The sequence below is a fragment of the Anaerolineales bacterium genome, assembly GCA_016928575.1.
Classification (GTDB): Bacteria; Chloroflexota; Anaerolineae; order Anaerolineales; family RBG-16-64-43; genus JAFGKK01.
The window spans coordinates 1-22,765 of sequence record JAFGKK010000032.1; the positions used below are offsets into that span (position 1 = coordinate 1).

The 22,765-nt window shown below is 63.3% G+C and carries 28 protein-coding genes; 19 read left to right on the top strand and 9 right to left on the bottom strand.

The genetic code is table 11. The annotated features are described in order from the left end of the window. Positions 1–451: 451 nt before the first annotated feature. From JW929_04455 to rpmF, 6 genes are all read right to left on the bottom strand, one after another. Entirely contained in the window at positions 452–1,252 is an 801-nt protein-coding gene (locus tag JW929_04455; GenBank protein ID MBN1438642.1) for a biotin--[acetyl-CoA-carboxylase] ligase, read from the bottom strand. A 152-nt stretch (positions 1,253–1,404) separates the two neighbouring features. After that, positions 1,405–1,854 carry a transcription antitermination factor NusB gene (nusB, locus tag JW929_04460; GenBank protein MBN1438643.1) on the bottom strand — a complete coding sequence of 150 codons (450 nt, stop codon included), beginning with the start codon at positions 1,852–1,854 and terminating at the stop codon, positions 1,405–1,407. Positions 1,855–1,920: 66 nt separating this feature from the next. Continuing rightward, positions 1,921–2,268: an Asp23/Gls24 family envelope stress response protein gene (locus JW929_04465; GenBank protein MBN1438644.1), complete on the bottom strand. Its 348-nt coding sequence runs from the start codon at positions 2,266–2,268 to the stop codon at positions 1,921–1,923. A 7-nt stretch (positions 2,269–2,275) separates the two neighbouring features. Then, positions 2,276–3,025 (bottom strand): 3-oxoacyl-[acyl-carrier-protein] reductase, encoded by a 750-nt coding sequence (fabG, locus tag JW929_04470; GenBank protein MBN1438645.1) that lies wholly within the window; start codon positions 3,023–3,025, stop codon positions 2,276–2,278. Between the two features lie 64 nt (positions 3,026–3,089). Continuing rightward, the gene (fabD, locus tag JW929_04475; protein ID MBN1438646.1) at positions 3,090–4,037 is read right to left on the bottom strand and encodes an ACP S-malonyltransferase; all 948 of its coding nucleotides are present in this window, start codon (positions 4,035–4,037) and stop codon (positions 3,090–3,092) included. A 243-nt stretch (positions 4,038–4,280) separates the two neighbouring features. After that, positions 4,281–4,484, bottom strand: coding sequence for a 50S ribosomal protein L32 (gene rpmF / locus JW929_04480; protein MBN1438647.1), 204 nt, complete (start codon positions 4,482–4,484; stop codon positions 4,281–4,283). Between the two features lie 540 nt (positions 4,485–5,024). On the opposite strand from rpmF, the gene JW929_04485 reads away from it, so the two are divergent. From JW929_04485 to JW929_04495, 3 genes are all read left to right on the top strand, one after another. After that, positions 5,025–5,873, top strand: a complete 849-nt coding sequence (locus JW929_04485) for a hypothetical protein (GenBank protein ID MBN1438648.1) — start codon at positions 5,025–5,027, stop codon at positions 5,871–5,873. Positions 5,874–6,236: 363 nt separating this feature from the next. Continuing rightward, complete coding sequence (locus JW929_04490; protein ID MBN1438649.1) at positions 6,237–6,446, top strand: hypothetical protein; 210 nt, start codon at positions 6,237–6,239, stop codon at positions 6,444–6,446. Then, positions 6,443–6,871 (top strand): PadR family transcriptional regulator, encoded by a 429-nt coding sequence (locus JW929_04495; GenBank protein MBN1438650.1) that lies wholly within the window; start codon positions 6,443–6,445, stop codon positions 6,869–6,871. Before JW929_04490 ends, JW929_04495 begins: the two co-directional genes overlap by 4 nt. A gap of 193 nt (positions 6,872–7,064) precedes the next feature. On the opposite strand, the gene JW929_04500 is transcribed toward JW929_04495, so the two are convergent. Then, complete coding sequence (locus JW929_04500; GenBank protein ID MBN1438651.1) at positions 7,065–7,646, bottom strand: twin-arginine translocase TatA/TatE family subunit; 582 nt, start codon at positions 7,644–7,646, stop codon at positions 7,065–7,067. A gap of 151 nt (positions 7,647–7,797) precedes the next feature. Between JW929_04500 and JW929_04505 the strand changes: the two genes are divergently transcribed. Then, on the top strand, positions 7,798–8,829 hold the full coding sequence (locus JW929_04505; GenBank protein ID MBN1438652.1) for a hypothetical protein: 1,032 nt from the start codon (positions 7,798–7,800) through the stop codon (positions 8,827–8,829). Positions 8,830–9,151: 322 nt separating this feature from the next. On the opposite strand, the gene JW929_04510 is transcribed toward JW929_04505, so the two are convergent. Both JW929_04510 and JW929_04515 read right to left on the bottom strand, forming a co-directional pair. Beyond that, positions 9,152–9,820 carry a molybdopterin-dependent oxidoreductase gene (locus tag JW929_04510; GenBank protein MBN1438653.1) on the bottom strand — a complete coding sequence of 223 codons (669 nt, stop codon included), beginning with the start codon at positions 9,818–9,820 and terminating at the stop codon, positions 9,152–9,154. A gap of 4 nt (positions 9,821–9,824) precedes the next feature. After that, positions 9,825–10,067 (bottom strand): hypothetical protein, encoded by a 243-nt coding sequence (locus JW929_04515; GenBank protein ID MBN1438654.1) that lies wholly within the window; start codon positions 10,065–10,067, stop codon positions 9,825–9,827. Positions 10,068–10,579: 512 nt separating this feature from the next. Between JW929_04515 and JW929_04520 the strand changes: the two genes are divergently transcribed. From JW929_04520 to JW929_04590, 15 genes are all read left to right on the top strand, one after another. Next, positions 10,580–11,521, top strand: a complete 942-nt coding sequence (locus JW929_04520; GenBank protein ID MBN1438655.1) for a glycoside hydrolase family 5 protein — start codon at positions 10,580–10,582, stop codon at positions 11,519–11,521. Between the two features lie 209 nt (positions 11,522–11,730). Beyond that, a complete protein-coding gene (locus JW929_04525) occupies positions 11,731–12,513 on the top strand; it encodes a hypothetical protein (GenBank protein MBN1438656.1) in 783 nt (260 codons plus the stop codon). 353 nt (positions 12,514–12,866) lie between these two features. Next, positions 12,867–13,685 (top strand): MerR family transcriptional regulator, encoded by an 819-nt coding sequence (locus JW929_04530; GenBank protein MBN1438657.1) that lies wholly within the window; start codon positions 12,867–12,869, stop codon positions 13,683–13,685. Positions 13,686–13,813: 128 nt separating this feature from the next. Beyond that, positions 13,814–14,356: an effector binding domain-containing protein gene (locus JW929_04535; GenBank protein MBN1438658.1), complete on the top strand. Its 543-nt coding sequence runs from the start codon at positions 13,814–13,816 to the stop codon at positions 14,354–14,356. Positions 14,357–14,555: 199 nt separating this feature from the next. After that, complete coding sequence (locus tag JW929_04540) at positions 14,556–15,014, top strand: GyrI-like domain-containing protein (protein MBN1438659.1); 459 nt, start codon at positions 14,556–14,558, stop codon at positions 15,012–15,014. A gap of 129 nt (positions 15,015–15,143) precedes the next feature. Continuing rightward, positions 15,144–16,184, top strand: coding sequence for a YafY family transcriptional regulator (locus JW929_04545; GenBank protein MBN1438660.1), 1,041 nt, complete (start codon positions 15,144–15,146; stop codon positions 16,182–16,184). Positions 16,185–16,289: 105 nt separating this feature from the next. Beyond that, complete coding sequence (locus tag JW929_04550) at positions 16,290–16,619, top strand: hypothetical protein (protein ID MBN1438661.1); 330 nt, start codon at positions 16,290–16,292, stop codon at positions 16,617–16,619. A 120-nt stretch (positions 16,620–16,739) separates the two neighbouring features. After that, entirely contained in the window at positions 16,740–17,720 is a 981-nt protein-coding gene (locus tag JW929_04555) for a DNA alkylation repair protein (protein MBN1438662.1), read from the top strand. After that, positions 17,717–18,892 carry a hypothetical protein gene (locus JW929_04560; protein MBN1438663.1) on the top strand — a complete coding sequence of 392 codons (1,176 nt, stop codon included), beginning with the start codon at positions 17,717–17,719 and terminating at the stop codon, positions 18,890–18,892. The genes JW929_04555 and JW929_04560 overlap by 4 nt, the downstream gene beginning before the upstream one ends. A gap of 40 nt (positions 18,893–18,932) precedes the next feature. Continuing rightward, positions 18,933–19,130 (top strand): hypothetical protein, encoded by a 198-nt coding sequence (locus JW929_04565; protein MBN1438664.1) that lies wholly within the window; start codon positions 18,933–18,935, stop codon positions 19,128–19,130. Beyond that, a complete protein-coding gene (locus JW929_04570; GenBank protein MBN1438665.1) occupies positions 19,127–19,294 on the top strand; it encodes a hypothetical protein in 168 nt (55 codons plus the stop codon). The genes JW929_04565 and JW929_04570 overlap by 4 nt, the downstream gene beginning before the upstream one ends. Before the next feature lie 2 nt (positions 19,295–19,296). Then, positions 19,297–19,833: a DUF362 domain-containing protein gene (locus JW929_04575; GenBank protein MBN1438666.1), complete on the top strand. Its 537-nt coding sequence runs from the start codon at positions 19,297–19,299 to the stop codon at positions 19,831–19,833. A gap of 105 nt (positions 19,834–19,938) precedes the next feature. After that, complete coding sequence (locus tag JW929_04580; protein ID MBN1438667.1) at positions 19,939–20,748, top strand: MerR family transcriptional regulator; 810 nt, start codon at positions 19,939–19,941, stop codon at positions 20,746–20,748. A gap of 88 nt (positions 20,749–20,836) precedes the next feature. Beyond that, positions 20,837–21,322, top strand: a complete 486-nt coding sequence (locus JW929_04585) for an SAM-dependent methyltransferase (GenBank protein ID MBN1438668.1) — start codon at positions 20,837–20,839, stop codon at positions 21,320–21,322. A gap of 460 nt (positions 21,323–21,782) precedes the next feature. Next, positions 21,783–22,742 (top strand): universal stress protein, encoded by a 960-nt coding sequence (locus tag JW929_04590; GenBank protein ID MBN1438669.1) that lies wholly within the window; start codon positions 21,783–21,785, stop codon positions 22,740–22,742. Positions 22,743–22,765 lie beyond the last annotated feature (23 nt).

Sequence of the window (22,765 nt, forward strand, 5' to 3'; positions counted from 1 at the left end):
CCATAAGGTGCGGTGCTTCTTCATAATATCTCCCCCTTGCGGCGAACCGTTGGCGCGGGTATTATAAGAAAAATCCCCCTACGCGTTGACTACTGCTGATAATTCTATATACGCGCCTTCCTTCCCGCAAGTGACAAACGTCCATGATTGTCGGATGTGAAAAAAACCGCCGTTTTTATTTGGATTATTATGGTCCGGTATGCCTAGTATTTGTAGCAATAGAAATGATCTCTCGGCCTCAACTTGTCTACCAGGGTTTTGAAAAGGGTAAAAATGGTGGTTGAGTAGACCCAGTGCTCTTCCGTTGAGTATCCCCGGCCTCGCCCCGCGAAGCGGAACAGGATTCGACCGCCTTTCTCAGGACCCTGTTATTCGGGTGGTAACGATGGCAGTCCGTTCACGGTTTATCCTATGGTTATTACGGAAAATCCCATCCGTGAGAGTCCACGACCTACAGCCGGCTGTCCGCCACATGCGCCACGTCTCCCGCAAGGATCGTCCGCGCCGTTCCGTCGGCGAGCCGCAGGACGAGCGCGCCCGCCTCGTCGACCGATTCCGCCGTACCCTCGAGCTCGCCCCCCGGGAGGACTATCCGCACCCGCCGGCCGAGGGTCTCCAGGGCGCGCGTCCATTCCCCCCGCAAGGATCCGCCGCGCAGGATCTCCGCATAGCGCGGCTCGATCTCTCCCAGGATCGCGCGCAGGAGCGCGGCCCGCGGCTGCGGCCGCCCGAGCTCGGCTTGAATGCTGGTTGCGCCGGCCGGAATTCCTTCGACGCCGTCCGGGTCGAAATTCACGTTCAGCCCGATCCCGACGATCACGGCTCCCGCCGCCGGACCGTCCGGCCCCAGCTCGCACAGGATTCCGCCCGCCTTTTTCCCGCCGATCAGGATGTCGTTCGGCCATTTGAGCCGCGCGGCCAAGCCGCACTCGCGGCGGATCCCTTCCATCACCCCCAGCGAAGCCGCCATCACCGGCAGCAGCGCCCGCGCCGGATCGGCCGGCGGACGCAACAACAGCGAAAACAGTAAACTGCTTCCACGCGGCGCCCGCCAGGCGCGGCCCAATCTTCCGCGGCCGGCGCGCTGAAAATCCGCGACGACCAGCGCGCCCTCCCCCTCGCCGGCCGCGGCCAGCGCGCGGATTTCGTCGTTCGTGGATTCGCATTCGGGGAGAAAGCGCACCATCCGGCGCAGCGGCCCGCGGCCGAGGGCATTGGGATCGATGGGATCGGAGGAGGGTTGGGATGTCATTCTGCAGATGTCATCCCGAGGGGCCGCAGGCCCCGAGGGATCGGTTGCGTATCAACCCGTCATCCCGGCGCGTTTTCAGCCGGGATTCACAAGGGCCAGAATCGGAGAACCCCTGGATGCCGGCTGAGACCATGCCGGCATGACAAGCACGGTCACTTCCCCTTCGCCGCCGGCTCGGCCTGCGCCGCCCGGGCCAGCTCCTCGGCGTGGTCGGCGAGGCTTCCGAGAACGCCGTTGATGAAGCGCGGCGCGCTGTCGGAGCCGTAGAGCTTGGCCAGCTCGACCGCTTCGTTGATCGCCACCCGCACGGGCGTGAGCCCGCCGACGGCGAACTCCCACAGGGCGATGCGCAGGATGTTGCGTTCGACGATGGCGATCTGCTCCACCGGCCATTCGGGGGCGAAGCGCGCGATCCAGCGGTCTAGCCGCGCGCGGTCCTTTAAAACGCCGAAGACCAGCAAACGGGCGAACTCATGCTGGCCTTCGGGGAGCTTGCTGTCTTCTTCGCGCTGGGAAAGGACCGTTCCCGGCTCGTGGGCGGAGCAATCCAATTCGTAAAGTGCCTGCAGCGCGACGGTCCGCGCCTTGCGCCGTGCCTTCATGGAAACGTGCACCCTCCGGGGAGGTGCTGGGAACCCGCGCCCGCCCTTCGGAAAAACGGCGGCGCGCTACGCGGGGGGAGGCGCGTCGACATCCTCGATGTGAACGATGATCTCCCCCGCCTTGAGCCCGATGATCTCGCTGATCGCCCGGCTCACTTCCCGCTGGACTTTGCGCGCCACCTCGCGCACATCGACGTCGGATTGGACGACCAGGAATAGCTCGGTCGAGACCGAATCGCCCTCGGTTTCGAGCCGCACCCCGCGCGAAGCCCCCAAGCGGAACAGCTGGTTCACCCCGCCCGGCACCGGCGACATGCGCACCACTCCCGGCACGCTGAGCGCGGCCAGCTTGGCGACGGTGATCAACACGCCGGGCGCGACGAAGATCTTGCCCGAGGGGGGCGGAGAGTCCATGGTCACCTCACATCATCACCATGCCGCCGTCGACGGAAAGCACGTGGCCGGTGATGTAGGCCGCCTCGTCGGCGGCGAGGAATTCGACCGCATAGGCGATCTCGTCGGTTTTGCCCCAGCGGCCGACCGGAATCATTTTCATCAGGGATTCCTTCATCTCGGCCGGCAGGGTTTCGGTCAGCGGCGTGGGGACGAAGCCCGGCGCCACGGCGTTGACGGTGATCCCGCGCGAAGCCACCTCGCGCGCCAGGGCTTTGGTGAAGCCGATCAGCCCGGCCTTCGAAGCCGAGTAGTTGGTCTGGCCCGCTTGGCCGGCGAGGCCCGAGACCGAGGCCATGTTGACGATCCGCCCATAGCGGGCTTTCATCATCGCGCGGACGACGGCTTTGGAGCAGTTCCAGGCGCCCTTGAGGTTGATGTCGAGCACCCGATCCCAATCGGCTTCGTCCATGCGCAGGATCAGGTTGTCGCGCGTGGTGCCGGCGTTGTTGACCAGGATGTCGATCCGGCCCATTTCCGCGAGGGCTTTCTCGATCATCTCGGCCGCGGACTTGGTCGAGGAAACGTCGACCGCCAAGCCGACCGCCTTGCGGCCGGTCGCCGCGGCGACTTCCTTGGCGGCCGTCTGGGCCTTCTCGGCCTGGATGTCGGCGATGACGATGTCGACCCCGGCTTTCGCCAGCCGGTCGACAATCGCCCGTCCGATGCTTTGGGCGCCGCCGGTCACGACGGCGACGCGATTCGGCGAAAACGTCATGGTCTCCTCCTCCTGGGTTGCGGTGGGATCAGGCTGCTTTCCGCAGGGAGGACCCCTGCGGAAATTATACCCCCAACACGGCACGGATCTGCTCCGGCGTCCCGGCGGCCAGACCGCGGGCGTTCGGATCGATCCGTTTGAGCAATCCGGTGAGCACGTCCTTGCTCCCCAATTCCACGAAGGTGTCAGCCCCGAGCGCCCGCATGGCGCGCACGGATTCCGTCCACCGCACGGGCGACGTCAATTGGGCGTTGAGGTCCTCCCGCAGGGCGGAGGCGGTGCGCAGGGGCGCCGCCCCCACGTTGCCGATCACCGGGATTCGCGGGTCGGAAATCCGGGCGGCGTTCACCGCCCGGGCGAATTCCACCGCCGCGTCGCGCATCAGCGGCGAGTGCGAACCGATGCTGACGTTAAGCCGGATCGCGCGCCGGGCGCCGCGCTTCAGCGCCAGCGCCATCGCTTGCTCGAGGGCCCGGACTTCGCCGGAGATCACCGCTTGGCCGGGGCAGTTGTCGTTGGCGATGTCGACGATCCCGCCGGTTTCCCCGGCCGCCTGCCGGCAGACCTCGCCCAGCACCGCGGCATCCAGGTTCAGGATCGCCGCCATCCCGCCCGGACGGGTGTTCCCGGCGTCGCGCATCACCCGCCCGCGCTCGCGGGCGAGTCGCACCGCGTCGGCGAATTCGATCGCGCCCGCCGCCACCAATGCGGAAAGCTCGCCCTGCGAATGGCCCGCCACACAGGCCGGCTCAAAGGGGCCGAGCCCTTCAAGCAGAACCCGCCAGGCGGCGGCCGAATGGGTCAGGTTAATGGGTTGGGTGTTGTAGGTCTCGCCCAATTCGGATTCCGGCCCCTCCCAAGCCAGCCGGGAGAGTCCTCCACCGAGGATCGAATCCATCTCTGCGAACAGGTCGCGCGCCGAGCGATGGGAATCGGCCAGGGCCTTGCCCATGCCGACGGCCTGGGAGCCCTGCCCGGGAAAAACGAACGCGGTGCGTTTGGGGTCAAGCATCATGGTTTTCGGTTGATGCGGGTTTGTGGAATGCGCCACGAATTACACGGACGGGAGACGGATCCCGCGCAGGATGCATGCCCCCTCCTAACGCATATCCGTTTTTTCCGCAAACCCGCTCCTCATCCGTGCAATCCGTGTGTCCCTAAGGCGGTTGACATATCAAACACGGCAACGCCCTCTTCGTTGCATGGATAAAAAAAGGCCGCGGGAAAACGGCCTTTTCTGCGGGGGCGAGACGGATCATTGCTTCTTTTCGGTCTTTTTCTTTTTGGGTTCGAACACCTTGCGCCCGTCGTAGTATCCGCACTTCGGGCAGACGGTGTAGGCGGGAATTTGCGCGCCGCAATTGGCGCACCCGACCAAACCGGGCGGCGTCAGCGCGTCATGCGCCCGGCGGCGGTCCCGGCGGCCGGAGGAATGTTTTCGTTTCGGATGTGGCGGCATTTTGATTGCTCCTGATCGTTTGTCCAGAACGCGTCCGGGAAGGCGATCGCCTCCCCGGCAACGTCGGAATTATAAGTCGCTTTTGCCTCATGTCAAGGAAACCGTTTCTCCCCGGTCGTTTGATGCCGCACAAAACCGATCGGCCCAAAGAGAATTTCTTTGGATCTCCTCACCCATCCCGCATCCGCCCTCCCCCCGCTTTCCCTCGCCGCCTTCGGGACAGGCGCTCGGGACGGGACGCTTAAGGACAGGCCTGCCCCTCTCCCCACTCAAATCAGGAGAGAGGCATGGAGCCAGAGGTGAGGGGATCGCGGCGGGGATGGAAAAGAGCAGGTTTTCTTTTCAGCATAGAATAAGCTGAACCGACACGATCCTTCTTTTTATATCGATTGGGCGGGGAGAGGTCGCTCGCAGGGCGGATGCGGGAGGGGCTGAGCGATGATTAGGAAAAGAGCAGGATTTATGGTGCGGGGTCAATGTGATATAGTGAACGCAGAAGAGAATTTTTCCGGCCGCACTCTCGAACCACAGGAGGTACCGATGCAAAGAACAAAAAAAACCTGCCATTCCCCCCTGCTCTCCCTGTTGATCCTCCCTCTGGCCGCGTGCAGTCCGCAACCCCCCGCAAATCCGCCAACGGTCGAATCCAGTCCAACCATCGAAGCGGGGATTCCCACGCCCTCTCCGCAAGCCGCCGCGGCGGCTGCGGCGGAGACGCCGATGCAATCCCCGACGGCCGCGGAAACTCAGGCGAACATACCGGAGATCGAGGTTCCCGACCCCGATCCGGGGACCGCCAACGTGGTCGGTCGTATTTTCTGGAACGAACAGCCGGTCACAGGTATCAGTCTGCTGATGTGCGAAACGATCGACCTGGCGGAAGGATGCCTGGGCGCCGCCTTTGAATCCCAGACGGACGAAAACGGCGTCTACCTGTTCGCCAATGTCGCGCCCGGCGAGTACGACCTGGTGGTGGAAAGCCTGGATTTCGAGCACTGGCTCTACGTCACCGCCGGACCGCAATCCGGCGCCGAAAAGCACCGGATCGCCGCCGATGCCACGCTGCGCCTTCCCGATTTCCATATTTTTAATTTTGACCTGGCGATGACCTCCCCCGCTGAAGACGAGGCCGTTTCCGCCGCCCGGCCGGCCCTGGCGTGGGAGGCTTACCCGTCCGCGTCGTATTACCGGGTTTTCCTGCAGGAGGAGAACGGAACCGTCATTCTCCAGGGTGAAAAAACCGAACTCGCGACGATCGCGCCCACGGTCGACCTCAAGGCCTGCACATACCTCTGGCAGGTGGAAGCCTACAACGCCGCGGATATCAAGATCGCCGAGCACGACGGGTACGCGCGTTTCCAGGTCGTCGACCAACCGCAGTCATGTTGAGCGGGCGCAGAATTCCCATCCGGCACGGCCCCCCCCGGGGATAAAGCCGTGCCGATGGAGGTCCATCGGGAAATTCCCGCCAGCTTGGGTTGTTGTACACGAACACGGGCTTCCCTAAAAAGAAGCCCGTTTTTTATTCCCAGTCCGAAGCTTTCCACCCTCCCGCCAGCTGCATTTTTCAGAATCCATCTCCCTCCTTGGAAGTCTCGGCGCCCCGCATTTCCATTTCTACTCCTTCCGGCCGGATCCCTCCGGGGGCCTTGAAGGTCTGATATAGTATATCTTATATTGGTATACCATCTTATGATATACTGGATTGTGTCCCATCGCCATCCGACACCGGGCGGGAATAGGAGAACCGGCATGAACCAACCGACGAAAGAACAGGGGTATGCGTTGTGCGAGGCCATCCGCAGGGAAAACCGGAGGCGGCCGCTAAGCGTTTCCGCCATGTGGTGCTGGGGCTGCACCGCCTTCACCGGCGGGGATCCGGAAAAGCGCTGCGGGGCAACCTATGCCTGCCCGCAAGTCTTGAAACGATTCGGGCGGGATACGACGGGCCGGCAGGCGTGAAAACCCGCGGCCGGGACGCCGTCGGCGGGATGCTTTCGGAGTGGAAACGCGGGATGCTTTCCTTCTGGGTGCTCGGCTTGCTGTTGTCCAAATCGCGCTATGGGCTGGAGATCCAAAGCGAGATCCAGGAAAGCACTCAGGGGCGGATCACCCTCGGCGCGAGCACGCTCTACACCCTTCTGCGGCGGCTGGAACGCAAGGGGTTCGTAAAAAGCCGGTGGGCATCCTCCCCCCAGGGCCCGCCGCGCGCCTATTACAACCTCACGCCCGCCGGCCGCGGCGTCGTCCGCCGGTTTGCCGAGGAGATCCTCGATCCGCAAAGCCCGATCAACGCCGGTTTGGGCCGCCTGACGGCGGCGTTGTTCCGGGAGTTCGGCCGAAATCCGGGCCGGGATGAACCGCACGATCTAACTGCAGGGAAATAAAAATGCCGAATTAACCAGCCGGTTGGGAATTCGTCGGGGTTCACTTCCAGCCGGAACCGTTGCGGTTCCTGCCGCTCACGATCCTTTCGGTCCGGAAGTCTGGAACGCCGTCGTTGGGAAAAAGCAATGTTGCGGGCACGGCCGTCCGCCTGGCGAACGGGTCGGTCTCGTTCGTCTCCATCCGTTGATAGGATTAATCGGACGGGTCTTTTTCCGACGGCGGAGGCGGTGAAGGCGTGTTTGCCGATTCCCCGCGGGAATCGGAGGCGGACGGCGATGGCGGGATGGGGGAAGCGGGTGCAGACTGCGGTTTGGAAACGTCGGGGTCGGCGCCATAAGGTGAAGGCGACGCCGCACCGGACGCCTCCGGGGAGGCCGGCTTGGGCGTTCCGGCGGCGGTGCCCACTGCGGGCGGCGCCTGCCCGGCCGCGGCCGCAGACTCGGCTTGTTGCGCCGGCGGCAGTTTGGAGGCGGCGGCCGGGGGCTTGGGGTGCTTGGCGGAGCCGCCGGAAACCGGCGTATTCAGCTTCGCGTTTAAATCTTTTTCCACATCGCCCAACTCCTCGAGCTGGGCTTCCCGCGCCAGCCGGGCGGGCAAATCCTGCATCTCCTGCGAAACCTGACGCATAGATTTCCAGGCGTCGGAACGGTAAAGCCGGTTGATCCAGCGGCCGACCATCTTCCCGCCCTTGGCGAGATCCTTGGGCGAAAAGATGATCAGCGCGATCACAAGGATCAGCAGCAGTTCCAACGGGCCGATGCCGAGCAATTCCATGGGCAGACTCCACCGGCCATTATAAAACCATAACCGCGGAAGGCCGAGATGCCGGAGATTCCCGGCGTTCCGGCGCTTTCGTTTCCTCCCGCCGGCCCGGCGAATCGTTATCGAGGTGGAAAAACAGCCGGAAGCCGGGTATCCTTGACCTATGCGTAAACACATCCTTCCCGTCCTCACCCTCTTCCTGCTTTCTCCGGTCGTCGGCGAGTTGGTTTCCGGCTCGGCGCCGCCCGCGCAGTGGCTGGATCCTTCCACGTGGATCGTCATGGTCCCGCTGTACGGGGCCGGGGCGCTGCTGGCGCGCGAGCTGTTCGTCCGCTGGCGCTCCGGCTGGCTGGGCGCGGTCCTGCTCGGGTCGGCGTACGGCATCCTCGAGGAGGGAATCGACGTGATGAGCTTTTTCAACACCGCCTGGCCGGACCTCGGGGCGTCCGCCGCCTACGGCCGCTGGGCGGACGTTTCCTGGGTGTGGGCGGTCCAACTGACGGCCTACCACGCCGCCTTCAGCATTGCCATCCCGATCCTGATCGTGCATCTGATCTTCCCCAAAGCGCGCGGGGAATCCTGGCTGGGGTGTTTCGGATTGGCCGCGTTCGGAATCCTCCTGGCCGCCGTGGTCCTGACGGGCAACCTGCTGTTCCGCTCCGTTTTCAGTTATTCGCCGCCGCCGCTTCCCTATTGTGGGTCGATCGCGGCCGTCCTCGCACTTGTGTTCCTCGCCCGGCGGATCCGTCCGCCGGCGCCGGATTCCGCCCTGGAAGCGAAACCGCTGCCGCACCCCTTCCTCTATGGGCTGGCGGGATTCGGAGCGACCGTGGTCCTGTTCTACGCCGGTTGGGTGCTCACCAAATCGGATTTTCCGCCCATTCCGACCGTCCTGATCATCCTGGCGGACGGCGCCGCCGTCGCCGGCCTGCTTGCCCGTTCCCACCGGCACGGGCGGCAATTCACAGACACCCGCAAGCTGGCGCTGGCCATCGGCGGGCTATTGTTGTTTATCGCGCTCTCTCCGGTCATCGAACTGCAGGGAATCAACGAGGCCACCGGCGAGAACCCCGGCGGAATGGTATGCGTCGGATTGTCCGCCTTCTTCTTGTTGGCCCTATTGTCGGTCTTTGTCTGGAACCGGGAACGGCGCGCGGCCCATCCCAGGCTTACAGATACTTTCACGCGGGATTGATTAAGTCTGCGTATTCACAGTAATTGACCGCCAAGACGCCAAGGCATACAAGTTTGTATCTACAACCTCAGTAATATTGAAAAGAAATCCTGCTCTTTTCCATCCTCGCCCCTAATCCCTGGCCCCTTCCCTCTCTCCTGACATAAGTCAGGAGAAGGGGAAGGGGTTGTGGGGGTTGGGGTTGGGTGTGAGGACAGGGCAGGGACGGGGGGCTGAGGAGATAAGCAAGTTTTACCTTTTTGCCTTGGCGTCTTGGTGGTTCCCTGCGGAAAACCGGATATTCACCAGATCGAAAATTCCGGGTGTGGTCCGAGGGTCGGCGCTAAGGCCCGAAGAACGGCTGATCCAGATCGCCGTCGTTGCTGTACCCGAATCCCTCCCAATACCCGCGGTAGTTCGGATCGTCCGAGAGCTCTATCTCGGTGACCCATTTCACCCACTTGTATCCCCACTTGTCTTCGGCGACCACTTGGAAGGGGAAGCCGCGCTCCGCCGGAAGGACCACGTCGTTCATTTTGTACGCCAGCAGGATTTGCCTGTCCCGCAGGTATTCGACCGGCAGGGACGAGGTATAGCCGTCGGCCGCGTGGAAAATCGCAATCCGCGCCTCCGCGCGCGCCTGAGCCTCCTGCAGCAGGTCGTCGATCAACACTCCTTCCCACAGGATCGTGGCGTCCCAGCCCTCCACGCAGTACAACGTCACCACCTTGGAATACAGATCAAGCCCCAGCACTTCTTCGTACGTCAGGGACAACGGCCGATCGACCAAGCCGGTCACCTGCAGACGGTAGGTATCCAGCGAAACCGTCTGCGGCCCCAGAATGGAATTTTCCCGGAACGCCTCGATCGAGGAGAGATCCTGCCCCTGATACTCGCGGATCTCGGCCGGCGGCAGGCGGGAGGTCATCGACAACCCGCTTTTTCCGCCGCATCCCGCCAGGAAGCCCATCCCTGCGAAGATCCCGATCCACAAACCAAATCGTCCCTTCATTTCTTTATCCTTTCCGCCGGGCGTCCTTCCATCGCGCCCAAAGCGCTATTCCTACGTGCGCCGCCAGGAACGCCATCATCGGCGCCTCGGTGTAAGCATGCAGTCGCTGGGCGACGGCTTTGTTCACCAGGCCGAAGGTCAACGGGGTGACGATTCGGAAATCGGAAATCCCATAGCCTGTCAGCAACGTAAACAACAGCAAAGCCAGCCCCAACCAGCCGAAAAAACGCCCGACTCTCCTGATCATTCCCACCTCGCCGTATTCCCCCGCACAAGAAATCAACCACCCGATCATGGGTTTTTTGCAATGGATTTATCCCGCTCTCGCGGGATGATGAATAACCCGCGGCTTGCCGCGCAGTTCTTCGCATTTGCGCGCTTTGATACCGCGCAACAAGCTGCGCGGCCATTTATTTGATTTCATTATAATTTAGGTCCATTAAGTCTACATTAACATCGGGTAATAATCAGGACTTAAGAATTTGAAATTTTTACTTGGAAAGGCGGTATTATCCGCTATGGAAACGTAAAAAAACACCGCTTCCCGTAATCCTAATGAAACGACCGTCTGTAATCCCCATTCTTTCCGCACTCATTCTGCCAACGTGTCTGGCCTTATCCGGCGGCGCGCCCCGGTCCACGGAACCTCCGTCGCCGGCCTCGGACACTCCCGGATTCCCGGCCACTCCGGCGGCGACCGCCGCGGCGGACACGCCGGGGCGGGAGCCGACCGGCGAGGCATGGCCGGACGCCTTCGCGATGAACGATCGAATCGGCCGCGGCGTGAATTTCGGAAACGCGCTCGAGGCGCCGAGCGAGGGCGAGTGGGGCGTCACGCTGCGGGAGGAATATTTCCAGCTGGTCAAGGACGCCGGCTTCGACAGCATCCGCCTGCCGGTGCGTTGGAACGCGCACGCGCCGGAGGAGCCGCCGTACGCCATCGAGCCCGCCTTCTTCGAGCGGGTCGATTGGGCGGTGGAGAACGCGCTCGACCGCGGGCTGGCGGTGATCCTGGACTTCCATCATTTCACCGATTATATGGAGTGCGCCGCCTGCGAGCGCGACCGTCTGCTCGGCTTGTGGACGCAGATCGCGGCCCATTATCAAGGGCACCCGGCGGATCTGGTATTCGAAGTGCTCAACGAGCCCACCGACGCCGTCCCCGCGCCGGATTGGAACGCCGCCCTCGCCGCCGCATTGGCGGAGATCCGTAAAACCAATCCGGAGCGGATCGTCATCGCGGGCCCGGTGGATTGGAACGGAGTGTACGCGCTCGAGCGGCTGGAACTGCCGGAGGGCGACCGCCGTCTGATCGCCACCTTCCATTATTACAACCCGTTCCCCTTTACCCACCAGGGAGCCGAATGGGTCGAGGACTCCGACGCCTGGCTGGGGACGGCATGGACCGGCAGCGCGGCGGAGCGGCAGGCCGTCCGCGGCGAGTTGCGGATCGCCGCCGAGTGGGGACGGGCGCACAACCGCCCCATACTCCTCGGAGAATTCGGCGCGTACGATCGGGCGGATATGGAATCGCGCGCGCGGTGGACCGCCTTTGTCGCCCGGGAGGCGGAAGCCGCCTCCTTTTCATGGGCGTATTGGGAATTCTGCGCCGGCTTCGGCGTTTACGATCCGGCAGCCGGTCGTTGGCGGGAGCCGTTGCTCGCCGCCCTGCTGCCCGATTCGCCGCTCCTTGCCGGATGAGCGCCGACCGACTTCCGGACGGGTGTAACAAACCGGCCGGCGGCGCCGTTTTCCTAGTGGCCAACCCGCTTTGGAGGCGCCGGTCGCCGCCGCGGCCGCCGAAAACAGAGTTATCGGCCGAGTCGCGCGCGGCCGGACTTTTCCCGTGAATTGATAATCCAAGCGCCCGTCGGCAAGGGCGCAACGTCATCCGTCCCCGGAGGCGGCAAATGGCACCCCCATCCCCGTTCCTGTCCGTTTTCGAATTGGGTCCTCAGCAAAGCGAGCATCCCGTCAAGCTGGCGACCAAGCTCACCGCAGCGGTTCTGGGCGTCCTGCTGGTAGGCGGCGGAATCGCCGCGCTCCTCGCGGCGGCGATCGGCCTCCTCCGGATGGGGGCGAAGGAAACGGCGCAAGAGCTCGCGGGCTTCTGCCTTCCGGGAATCCTCGCCCCGATCGGCCTCGGGATCGGAGGCTGGTGCTTATCCAAAGCCTGGAATCAATGGGGGTCGGCGGTGGCGGTGTTCGACCGGGGCTTCGCGGTTTCGCGCTGGGAGGACGTGCGGCCGGTCCCCTGGGAGGATGTGACCGCGGTGTGGCAGGCCACCGCCAAGCACTCCGTCCGGGGCGTGCCCACCGGTATCAAGCATAAGTACACCGTCCAACTCGTCGACGACACCAAGTACGTATGGGACGACAAATACCAGGATGTCGAAACGCTGGGCAGGGTGGTGCAGTCCAAAGTTTCCAATCTGCTGTATCCGAAGTACTCGGCCGCGCTGAAAGCCGGAAGCCGGTTGGAATTCGGGCCGCTCGCCCTAGATTACAACAAACTCTACTCGCGGGGGAAGGAACTGCCCTGGGACGACGTGAAATCGGTGAAAATCCAGGGCGGATTTCTTCAAATCAAAAAGGACAACGAGTGGCTGCGTTGGGCGAGCGCCGGCGTGCCCCAAATCCCCAACTTCTTTATCTTCTATGCGCTGTTGAAGGAATTCAACCTGATCGAATAGCGTCGTTCGACCATCAGCCATCGCAAACCGTCGTCCGTGGAGCGGTCGGTTCCACCGATCACCGACGGCCGGTTCTTCCACCAAATTTTCCGGCCCGCTTAAGCCGAGGAACATTGCGTAAATCCCAATCCGCGGCGATGGCCCAGGCCGGTGGTCCGTCGTCGTTTTCCCCTCACGATTGACTCCTCTCCTCCTTAACCCGGATAATTCCATCCGTTCCGGCATCCGCCGTGAAAAAAAACTTGACTCTCCCCTCGCGGGAGGGTGTACAAATATCCGCGAGGCCTCCTTCCCGCGTTCTCCCTCCCGCTTGCGGGGAACACGAGACAAACACGAACCGTCCGGAGCAATCGATGATCAAAATCGGCGATTTTTCCAAACTCAGCATGGTCTCGGTCAAGACGCTGCGCTACTACGACGAAATGGGCTTGCTTTCGCCGATCGAGACCGACCGGTCCACCGGGTACCGCTACTACTCGCTCGACCAGCTCCCGCGGCTGAACCGGATCCTGGCGCTGAAAGATTTGGGGTTTTCGCTCGAGCAGATCCGCCAGGCGCTCGAAAGCGGAATTACGCTGGATCAATTGCGCGGAATGTTACGGCTCAAGCAGGCCGAACAGCAGCGGCTCGTGCAGGAGGAACAGGAGCGGCTAATCCGGGTGGAAGCCAGGCTGAGGCAGATAGAAATGGAGGCCAACGTGTCGAAATACGACGTGGTGATTAAAAAAACCGAAGCCCAGAAGGCGGCGTCAATCCGCAAGATCCTCGCTTCCCCGCAGGAGATCAGCCGGCTGTTCGAAGACCTCTACGGATACCTGGAGCGGCAGGGAGTCCGCCCCACCGGCCCGTCCCATGGAATCTGGCACGATCCCGAGTACAAAGAACGGGATTTCGACGCCGAGGTCGCCGTTCCGGTCTCGCAGACCTTCCCGGCCGGCGAAGGCGTACGGCCGGCCGAGCTTCCCGCGGTCCCCGCCGCGGCCTGCACGATCCACCAGGGCGCGTATGAAGGATTTTCGCAGGCCTACGCCGCGATCATGGGCTGGATTAACAACAACGGGTACCGGGTCGCCGGTCCGTTCCGTGAAATTTATTTGCGCGGCCCCGGCCCCCAGCCGACGGATCCCATGTCCTACGTCACCGAAATCCAGGTGCCGGTGGAGAAGGCGTAGGTCGGCCATCTCCGGCCGCCCTTCTCACCGCTTTCCCCTTTCCCGGCATGGGTTAGGAGAGGGGGGGGGCGGCGAGGAGTATGCCAAGTATTATGGTCACCCACATCCACAATCCATAGAGGAGCACCATGGCGAACATCTTGATGCGCTTGTTTACGGAAGATCTCGAAGGGTTCGAGCCGGAGGTCCGGGACTTGAAAGACCCGATCCGAATTCTCGGAATGGCGGCGGACACCACCATGAGCCGGATCTACCAGGACGCGCCCGCCCTAGGCAAGCGGTTCAGCGAGTTTAAAAAATCCCATCCGATACCGTCCAAAAAGGAACCCTGGGGCTTCACCGCCGTCAGCCAAGGCTTCGCGAGGGAGAGCGGCGCGTTCACCTATCTGATGGGGGATGTCGTCACCGATCTGGATCGCGTACCCGCCGGATTGACGGGATTCGAAATTCCAGCCGGGTTGTACGCCGTGTTCCCGGTGCGCCCGAAAAACCGCTTCGCCTGGGGTTTGGCGATCGCCAACGTCAAGCGCTACGCCTACGGGAAGTGGCTGCCCCGCTCCGGATACGATCCGGCGGGGACGGTCGACGATTTCGAATACCACGACGAGCGTAGCCTGCGGAAGCGCAATCCGCAAATCGATCTGTACGTGGCCGTGCGGGCCAAGCGCTAGAAGAAAGGGTCGGAAAAAAGGCCCGGCCGATGGTCGATTGTCGACCGGCGATGGCTTTCTTCTACCAATTCAACTTTAACAATCCCCAAAATTCACCCCCTAATTCTGCCAGGTTCCACCGAAATATGCCGCCATCTGTCATATACTAGCCATACGATATGGCCGCAATTCCATCTCAATCCCAGAAAGGAATCAGACCATGTCGTACCAATGTGAGATCGTGAACCGCACCGCCCAGCCTGCGCTTTCCCTCCGCGCCCGGGGCGCGGCGAAGGACCTGCCGGCCATTTTGGGACGGTCGTACGGCGTCCTTGGCGCCTACCTCGGACGGATTGGCCAGCAGCCCGCCGGAGCGCCGTTCATCGCCTACTACAACCAGGATATGCAGAACCTGGACCTGGAAATCGGATTTCCGGTCGCCAAGAAACTGCCGGGCCAGGGCGAGATCCAAGCCGGCGAGATTCCCGGCGGCAAGGCGGCCAGCTGCATGCACGTCGGTCCGTACGACAAGATCTCGGCGGCGTACGAGGCCCTCGGGCAATGGATGCAATCGAATGGACATCAGGGGACCGGGGTGTGCTATGAAATCTACCTGAACGACCCGCAGAAGACTCCGCCAGAGAAATTGCAGACTCAGATCCTGTTTCCGGTGAAGTAGGGGCAGGCGGCCGTCCGCCTGTACAGGGGCGGACCTCCGCTTCGTCCTGGCCATCCCCCCTAAGTTCACGTCCCCCCATTCCTTCGGAATGGGGGGACCAGAGGGGGGCGGGTTGAGGAGATACTGACCATGGCCAACACCGCGACCCGGCTGATCACCCTGATCCTGCTCCTCCAGCGCCATCCGAACCAAAAAGCGGGCGATCTGGCGCAGAAGCTGGGCGTCTCGGTCCGCTCGCTGCACCGCTATGTCGATATGCTGGACGAGATGGGCATCCCGGTGTATTCGGAGCGCGGCCCGGGCGGGGGGTTTTCGCTGGTGCGCGGCTTCAAGATGCCTCCGCTGATCTTCACGCCGGAGGAAGCGGTGACCGTTTGTCTGGGCGCGGAGTTGGCCAAGGAAATGTGGGGCCGTTTGTATGAGGAGGCGGCCCAGGGAGCGCTGGCCAAGATCGAAAACGTCCTGCCCGACGAACAGCGCGATGAAGTCGCCTGGGCGCGCCGTTCGCTGGTGACGGCCGGACTGCATTACCCCAGCCTGGCGGAATGCGCATCGCTGCTCGAAACCCTGCGCGGCGCCATCCGCGCGCAGAAACGCGTCCGGATGTTCTACCAGGGCAGCCAGCAAACCGCGCCGATCGGGCGCGAAGTGGATCCGTACGCGCTGACCAACAGCCGGGGCTGGTGGTACGTTGTGGGTTTTTGCCGCTTGCGCGACAATGTTCGCTCGTTCCGACTCGACCGGATCCACTCCCTGGAAGTGCTGGATACGGGGTTCGAGCGCCCGGAGGATTTCGACGCGCGCCGGTACCTGATCCCGGAATCGCGGAGCGCGGCGGTCCGCGGGCGGCTGAAGTTCGCCCCCGCCGCGGCCCACCTGGTGCTCAACAACCGGTTCTGGTGGGAAGCCGTGGAACAACGGCCGGACGGTTCGGCGCTGGCGACCTTCTCGGCGCCGGATCTGATCTGGGCGGCCTCGCTCGCGCTGAGTTACGGCCCGGCCGTCACCATCGAAGAGCCGGAAGAACTGCGCCGACTCGTAGGCGAGTGGGCAAGCGCGGTGGCGGGGTTCTATTCCGGCACCCCGGAATCCACAAAGCCCGTCCCGGAGAATCCCGCCCACGAAGAACACGAAAAAGATCCGAAGAACACAGTGCTTCCAAAAAATTAAACTCGTCGCGTTTCTCCGGTTTTGCGTTCGTGTCCTTCGCGGAGAGGAAAGGGAATGATGGAGAAAGGCGGACAGCGGACATGAGCATATTGAAACAACTTAATAATGAACAAGGGCACCGTCTCCTCCGCGCCGGGGAAGACGCTGGCCCGGCAGGTGCTTGGGTCGAACCGGGCCGACGCCCACTCCGAGTGCATTGATCTGGCGTCCTATCGCGCCCCCGATTCCCGCTTCCGGCACATCCGCGCCGGAGCGGCCAAAGTGGTCGAGATCGTCGCGGAGGAGCGTCCGGGCCTGGTCGCCCCGCACCCGAAGAGACTGCTGTCGGCGCTTTCCGTCCCGGAACCGCAAACCCGCTGGATGATCATCCGCACCATGGGTTTTTGCGCCCGGGCCAACACGGCGATTGCGGAAAAGTCGCTGCCCTTCGCCTAAGAATTCCTCCGCAGGAAGGAGGGGTTTTGCCTGACAAGTTCCGCTGACCTGTTCCTCGGGGATTTCGGGGCCGTATCGAACCCGTGCGCCCGAAAAGTCTTTCCGCTCCTGGAGCAGGCGATGCGGAAGCCGATCCCCAACGAGCCGGATTGGCTGTTGGAGGCGTGCTTCAAGCTGTTTTTCCACCTGGGAAAAACCGATCAACAGAAGGTCTTGAAGTTCGCCGCCCGTTTCCGGAATGCCTCCCGGAAAAGCACGCAGCGCAGAGCGCGGATGATGCTGGAATTGAAAACTCCGCCCTTCCCCTCCCCAAATCCGCAGAGTGGATCTAGGGAGGGGAAGGGCGGAGTCGAGGAGAAATCGGACATGAACTCAGCCGACGCCGATCGGATTGGAGAATCCATCCTTCAAATGATTTTGGACGGCGAAACCGCCGGAGCACATGCGTTGCTGGCCCCGCACCTTTCGCGCCGCATTCCCTTCCGCCTGCTGGACCGGATCGGCACGCGGATCGGCGCGGGCCCGGTCCCGGCAGTGAACGGTTTTCTCGCGCGGATCGCGCGCGAAAAACCCATGGGCGGATGGCCGCTGATCGGTTCGGCGCTGGCCGCGCAGCTGGAGGCGGACTTCGAGGGCGCGCTCGAGCGCTGCCGCGGCTTCATTGTCTTCGGCGACGCATGGTACGCCGCCGACACGCTCGCCGAGCGCGTCCCGGGCGCCGCGCTGGTGACCGACTTCAACCGGGCGCTCCCGATCCTCAAACGCTGGCGCACGGACGAAGAGCGCTGGGTGCGCAAAAGCTGCGGCGTCGCCGTCCATCTGTGGACCAAGCGCGCGCACGGAGATCCGCGCCTGCTGCCCAAGGTGAAAACGCTGCTGGCGTTTCTCGCGCCGATGTTCGGCGAAGAGGACCTCGACGCGGTCAAGGGGATCGGATGGGCGTTGAAGACGATCGGACGGTTCTATCCCGAAACCCTGACGCCCTGGCTGATCCGACAGGTCGGACGGCGGGCTTCATACCGTCCGCTGATGCTGCGGAAGGCCGTCACGTACCTCAATCCCGAAGACCGCAATATCGCCTACCGGGCGGCCTGCCGATGAACCTCGAATTCCGCGAGTACGAGGCGAAGAAAATTCTCAACGTGCACAAGCACGTCGACGGCGGGTGGTTCTGGGACAAGTACAGCGCCCATCCCTACATCGGCTGCCGCCACGGGTGCGAGTTCTGCTACTGCCGCGGCGGCCACTACCTCGGACAACGCGATCCGGATACGTTCAACACGCTGATCCAGGTGAAGACCAATGCGCCGGAGCTCCTGCGCAAGGAACTCGCCCGCAGAACCCCCGACGTGATCTCCTGCGGGGATTGGCAACTCCCGGCCGAGGAGCGCTACGGCCTTTCGCGGCGGATGCTCGAGGTCGTGCTCGCGCTCGGCTTTCCGTTTCTGGCGATCGAACGCTCGCCCTTCCTGCTGCGCGACCTCGACCTGTTGCAGGAAATCAACCGCAAATCCTGGGCCTGCGTGACCCTGAGCTTCAGCAACGTCGATCCGGCGCTCAAGCAGGCCTTCGAGCCGCACAGCCCGGGGCTCGAACCGCGGCTGGAAATGATGAAGAAAATCGCCCAGGCCGGCGTGCCCGTCGGTATGAACCTGATGCCGGTCCTTCCGTTCCTCGGCGACGACAACGCGCATTTGGAAGCCGCCGTCCGCGCGGCGAAGGACAACGGCGCGTCGTTCGTCCTGTCCGCGGGGTTGACCATGGACGGCATCCAGGCCGAGCGGACGCTGGCCGCCGCGGTCCGGATGGATCCCGCGCAGGAAGAACGCTGGCGCCGGCTGTACGGCTGGCCGAAAGGCGGTTCGCCGAACTACGGTCCGCCGCCCGCGTATTCGCTGCGGCTCGGGCGGAAGATCCGCGATCTTTGCATGCGGTTCGACCTGCGCGACCGCATCCCGCGCTACGTCGGAGAAGGGCCGCTCGCGGCCAACAAGCGCATCGCGGAAAAGCTGTTTCTCAAGATCCACGATCTTGAGCTCGAGCCCGCCCCCCGGCATCGCATCTGGGCTTATCGCAAGGCGGCCTGGGCGGTCGACGAATTCCCGAAAAACATCGAAACGGTGTTTGCGGCGATGGGAGAAAACGGGTTGCGGTCGATCCCGGGAGTCGGCGCGGGGATCGCGCAGGAAATCGGAGCCTGGCTCTCAGCGGCCGGAAAGCATCCCTTCCCTCCTCGCCCCGCCGGACCGGCCCTTGACTCTCAGGCAACCTGAGAGATTAAGCTGTTGCGATCCGCAAGGAGTCGGTTCACCCATGAAAACCGTCGTGTCACTGGCGCGCAGCAAGGATCATTTCTCCGGAGTATCCCGGTCGCTTTTGCCGCTGCGCCGTGAACTGGCCCGCGCGCTGACCGGAGTGCCGGCCGTCGTGATCAAGATCAACATGGTCGTCGCCAAGACTCCCCGGTATCCGCGCTCGCCGCCACGCCGGCGGAAGCCTGCCGCGGGTTGATTGCCTGCATCCGCCCGTTCTACAAGGGGCGGATCGTGATCGCCGAAGAGCCGGCCTGGGGGAACGCCGCGGACGGGTTTGCGTTGTACGGCTATTCGGAACTGGCGGAGAAATTCCCCCCCTCGAACTCCTGGATCTCCATGCCGACGAGACTCTGGAGTTAGCCTTGGCGCCTTCGGCGGGGATCCGCGGGCTGCCCCTCAGCCGGACCCTGGCGGAAGCTCCGTTCCTGGTCTCCATCGCGCACCCGAAAACGCACGTCAACGTCGTCATGACCGGCGGAATCAAGAACGTCCTGATCGGCGCGATCCGCGGATACGCCAACCGCCGGAGGATGCATGCCGCCGGGCGCATTCATCATACGCTGGCCGCGCTCGCCCGGCACGTCTATCCGGATTTCACCGTCGTCGACGGCACCATCGGAATGCAGGGCGGCGGACCGGTGCGCGGGACGCCGATCCGATCCGGGTGGACCGTGTCCTCGTTCGATGCGCTGGCGGCGGATACCCTGGCGGCTTACCTGATGGGATTCTCCTCCCGGGATGTGGGATACCTGCATCTGATCGGCGCGGCCGGATTGGGGCGGACCTTCCCCGACGACGGCATCGAAATCCTCGGGGAAAAAACGGGGGACTGTATCCTGCCCTATACGCCGCACCGGACCTTCCCAAAGGCACGGGATTGGAAGGTCAAGCGCTCCTGACGGCCATCCCCGTCACAAGGCGCCGAGGAAACCGACCGGGGCTTGACTCTCCGGCAGCCTGAGAGTGTATAGTAGCGTCATCCAAGGATCGGAAGGCACCGCGACATGCTGCGCATCGGAGATTTCGCCCGCCTGGCAAGGGTATCGATTCCCAACCTGCGGCATTACGACGACCTGGGGCTCTTCAAACCGGTCCGGATTGATCCCGCCAGCGGCTACCGGTATTACACCTTCGATCAGCTTCCGCGATTGAACCGGATCCTGGCATATAAGGATCTCGGTTTTGCCCTCGAGCAGATCGGCGAGATGCTGGGGGAAGATATCCCCGCCGGGGAACTCCGCTCCCTGCTCCGGCTGAAGCAAACCGAACTTCAGGGCGACATCGCCGAGCGCAGCGCCCGCCTCCAGCGGCTGGAGGCCAGGCTGCGGATGATCGAAGAAGAAGGATCGGATCCATCCTATGCCGTGATGGTGAAATCCTCGGAAGAGATCCTGGTTGCTTCGGTGCGCGGGACGCTCCGGGCGCCGGAGGAGCAATCCCGTTTGTGGCAGGAGCTGTTCGGTTTCCTGGCCTGCCGGAAGATCGGTTTCGGCCCTCCGTTCATCACGATCTATCACGCCGACGAGCCGGAAGTCGACGCCGAGGTGTGCATTCCGATCCCGGAACCGCTCGAGCCCAAAGAACGGATCCAGATCCGGCGCCTATCGGCGCACGATCGGGTGGCATACACCGTCCATCACGGCCCCTTCCGGGACATTGAGCCCGCCTACCGGGCCGTCTTCGCCTGGATCGACGCCAACGGGCGCACGACGGCCGGTCCGGTCCGCCAAGTGACGCTGAGCATCCAGCCGGAATCGTCGAAGCTCGACAGCGAAGCGGTCGCGGAAATACTAGTGCCGCTCGCCAATCCGTAGCAATCCGCAACCTTCCATTCCATGCATCGGCTGACGCCGGGTGGGCCCGCCCGGTGATGGTCAAACCATCCCATTTTTCGGAGGAACCATGAAACATCACATCGAACTGCATCCGATCGGCGTCGTCCGATCCGGCGACGAAGGATTCCGGATCGAGATCGAAGAAAAATTCCGCCCGGCGCCGGCGGGGCTGGAAGGATTCGGGCACGTCACGGTCCTGTGGTGGCCGCACAAGCGCGAAACGCCCGAAGTCCGCGGCGTCATGGAAATCGACAAACCGTATCGGAAGGCGCCGGCCAAACTGGGGGTCTTCGCCACGCGCTCCGAAGCCCGCCCCAATCCGGTGCTGATCACGACCGTCCCCCTGCTGCAGGTGGACGCGCAAAAAGGCCTGCTCCTCACACCCTACATCGACGCCGAAGACGGCTCGCCGGTCTTGGATATAAAACCGTATCAGCCGTGCGCCGACCGCATCCGCGAAACGGTGACGCCGGAATGGTGCCGGCACTGGCCCAAGTGCGCGGAAGATTCCGCCGCCTTCGACTGGGAATCGGAATTCCTGTTTCCGCGATAGCGCGGACCGGCGTTGTTTCCGCGCCCCTTCCCGCCCCGGAACCCCGTTCCCAACCCCTCTCCCGGCTTCCCCCCTTCCCCCCCCGCCTACCCCCGCTTCCCCCGCTTCCCCCGCTTCGCGTGTGCAGGCGCGAGGGTGGTCGCCGGGAGAGGGGAAGCCGGTGTTTATCGGCGGAGTGAAGGAAGAAAAAAGCGCTTGCCACACCCAATGGAACGGCCGCGTGACCACATCGGAACACAGGATCCCGCAGAAATACTGTTTGCGAGCCCGAAGGACCTGGGCGGCCGGATGGCCGAGCGGATTGGTACTATAATGAATTACAGGGCGAGAGTTCACGGGAGTCGCGCGAGGGAACCGAAGTAAAACAGCCAAAATTCAGGGTTTTTTGAAGCACGCATCGCTCGCGCGGGCTCTCATCCCCTATCCGCATAACATTAGTCAGCCAAGGAGGAGGGACGCCATGTTCGAGCATATTGCGATTCCCCTCGACGGATCGCCGCTGGCGGAATGCGTTCTCCCGCATGGGATATCCTTCGCCAAGACCTTCGGCGCTCGCCTCACCATTATGCAGGTATTGGAGACAAAAGAGGAACGGGGGCTGGCCCGTGTGATCGATCCTCTGGAGTGGCGCTACCTGCAGGCGGAGGCGAAGACCTATCTGGGTGAGGTCGCCGACCGCTTGAAATCGGCCGGGGCGTCGTCCGAGCCGGTCCTGCTGGAAGGCGCGCCGGCCGAACGGGTGATCGAACATTCGCGCTCCTCGGGGGTCCGGCTGATCGCCCTCAGTTCGCACGGCCGCAGCGGGCTGAGCGGATGGAACGTCAGCAGCGTGGTCCAGAAGGTCCTGGCCCGCGCCAACGTGTCGTTCCTGCTCATCCCCGCCTATCAATCCGCCGCCGCCGAACTCGCCGGCCTGCGCTACCGGCGCATCCTGGTCCCGCTCGACGGATCCCTGAGGGCGGAGTGCGTGATTCCGGCGGTCACGACGCTGGCTGAGCGCCACGACGCCCAGCTGGTGTTCGTCCACGCGGTGCGCAAACCCGAACTGCCGAGGCGGGCCCCGCCCTCGCGCGAAGACCAGGACCTGGCGGACGCTCTCACCGACCGCAATCGGCAGGAAGCCGGGCAATACCTGCAGGAGCTGCGCGACCGCCTTTCGCTTCCCTCGGCCGAACTGCGCCTGCTGACGAGCGACAACGTCGCCGAAACGCTCCAGCAATTCGCCGTCGACGACAATTCCGACCTGGTGGTGCTCAGCGCCCACGGATACACGGGTGGGACGCGCTGGGCGTTCGGCAGCCTCACCTCCAGCTTCATCATGTACGGCGAACGCCCGCTGCTCATCATTCAGGATCTGCCTTCGGGCACGATCCGACCCACCACGGCGGAACTGGTGTTTCGTGAATTCGGGCATCATTAGCGGGGGCGGGAGCGAATCCTTCC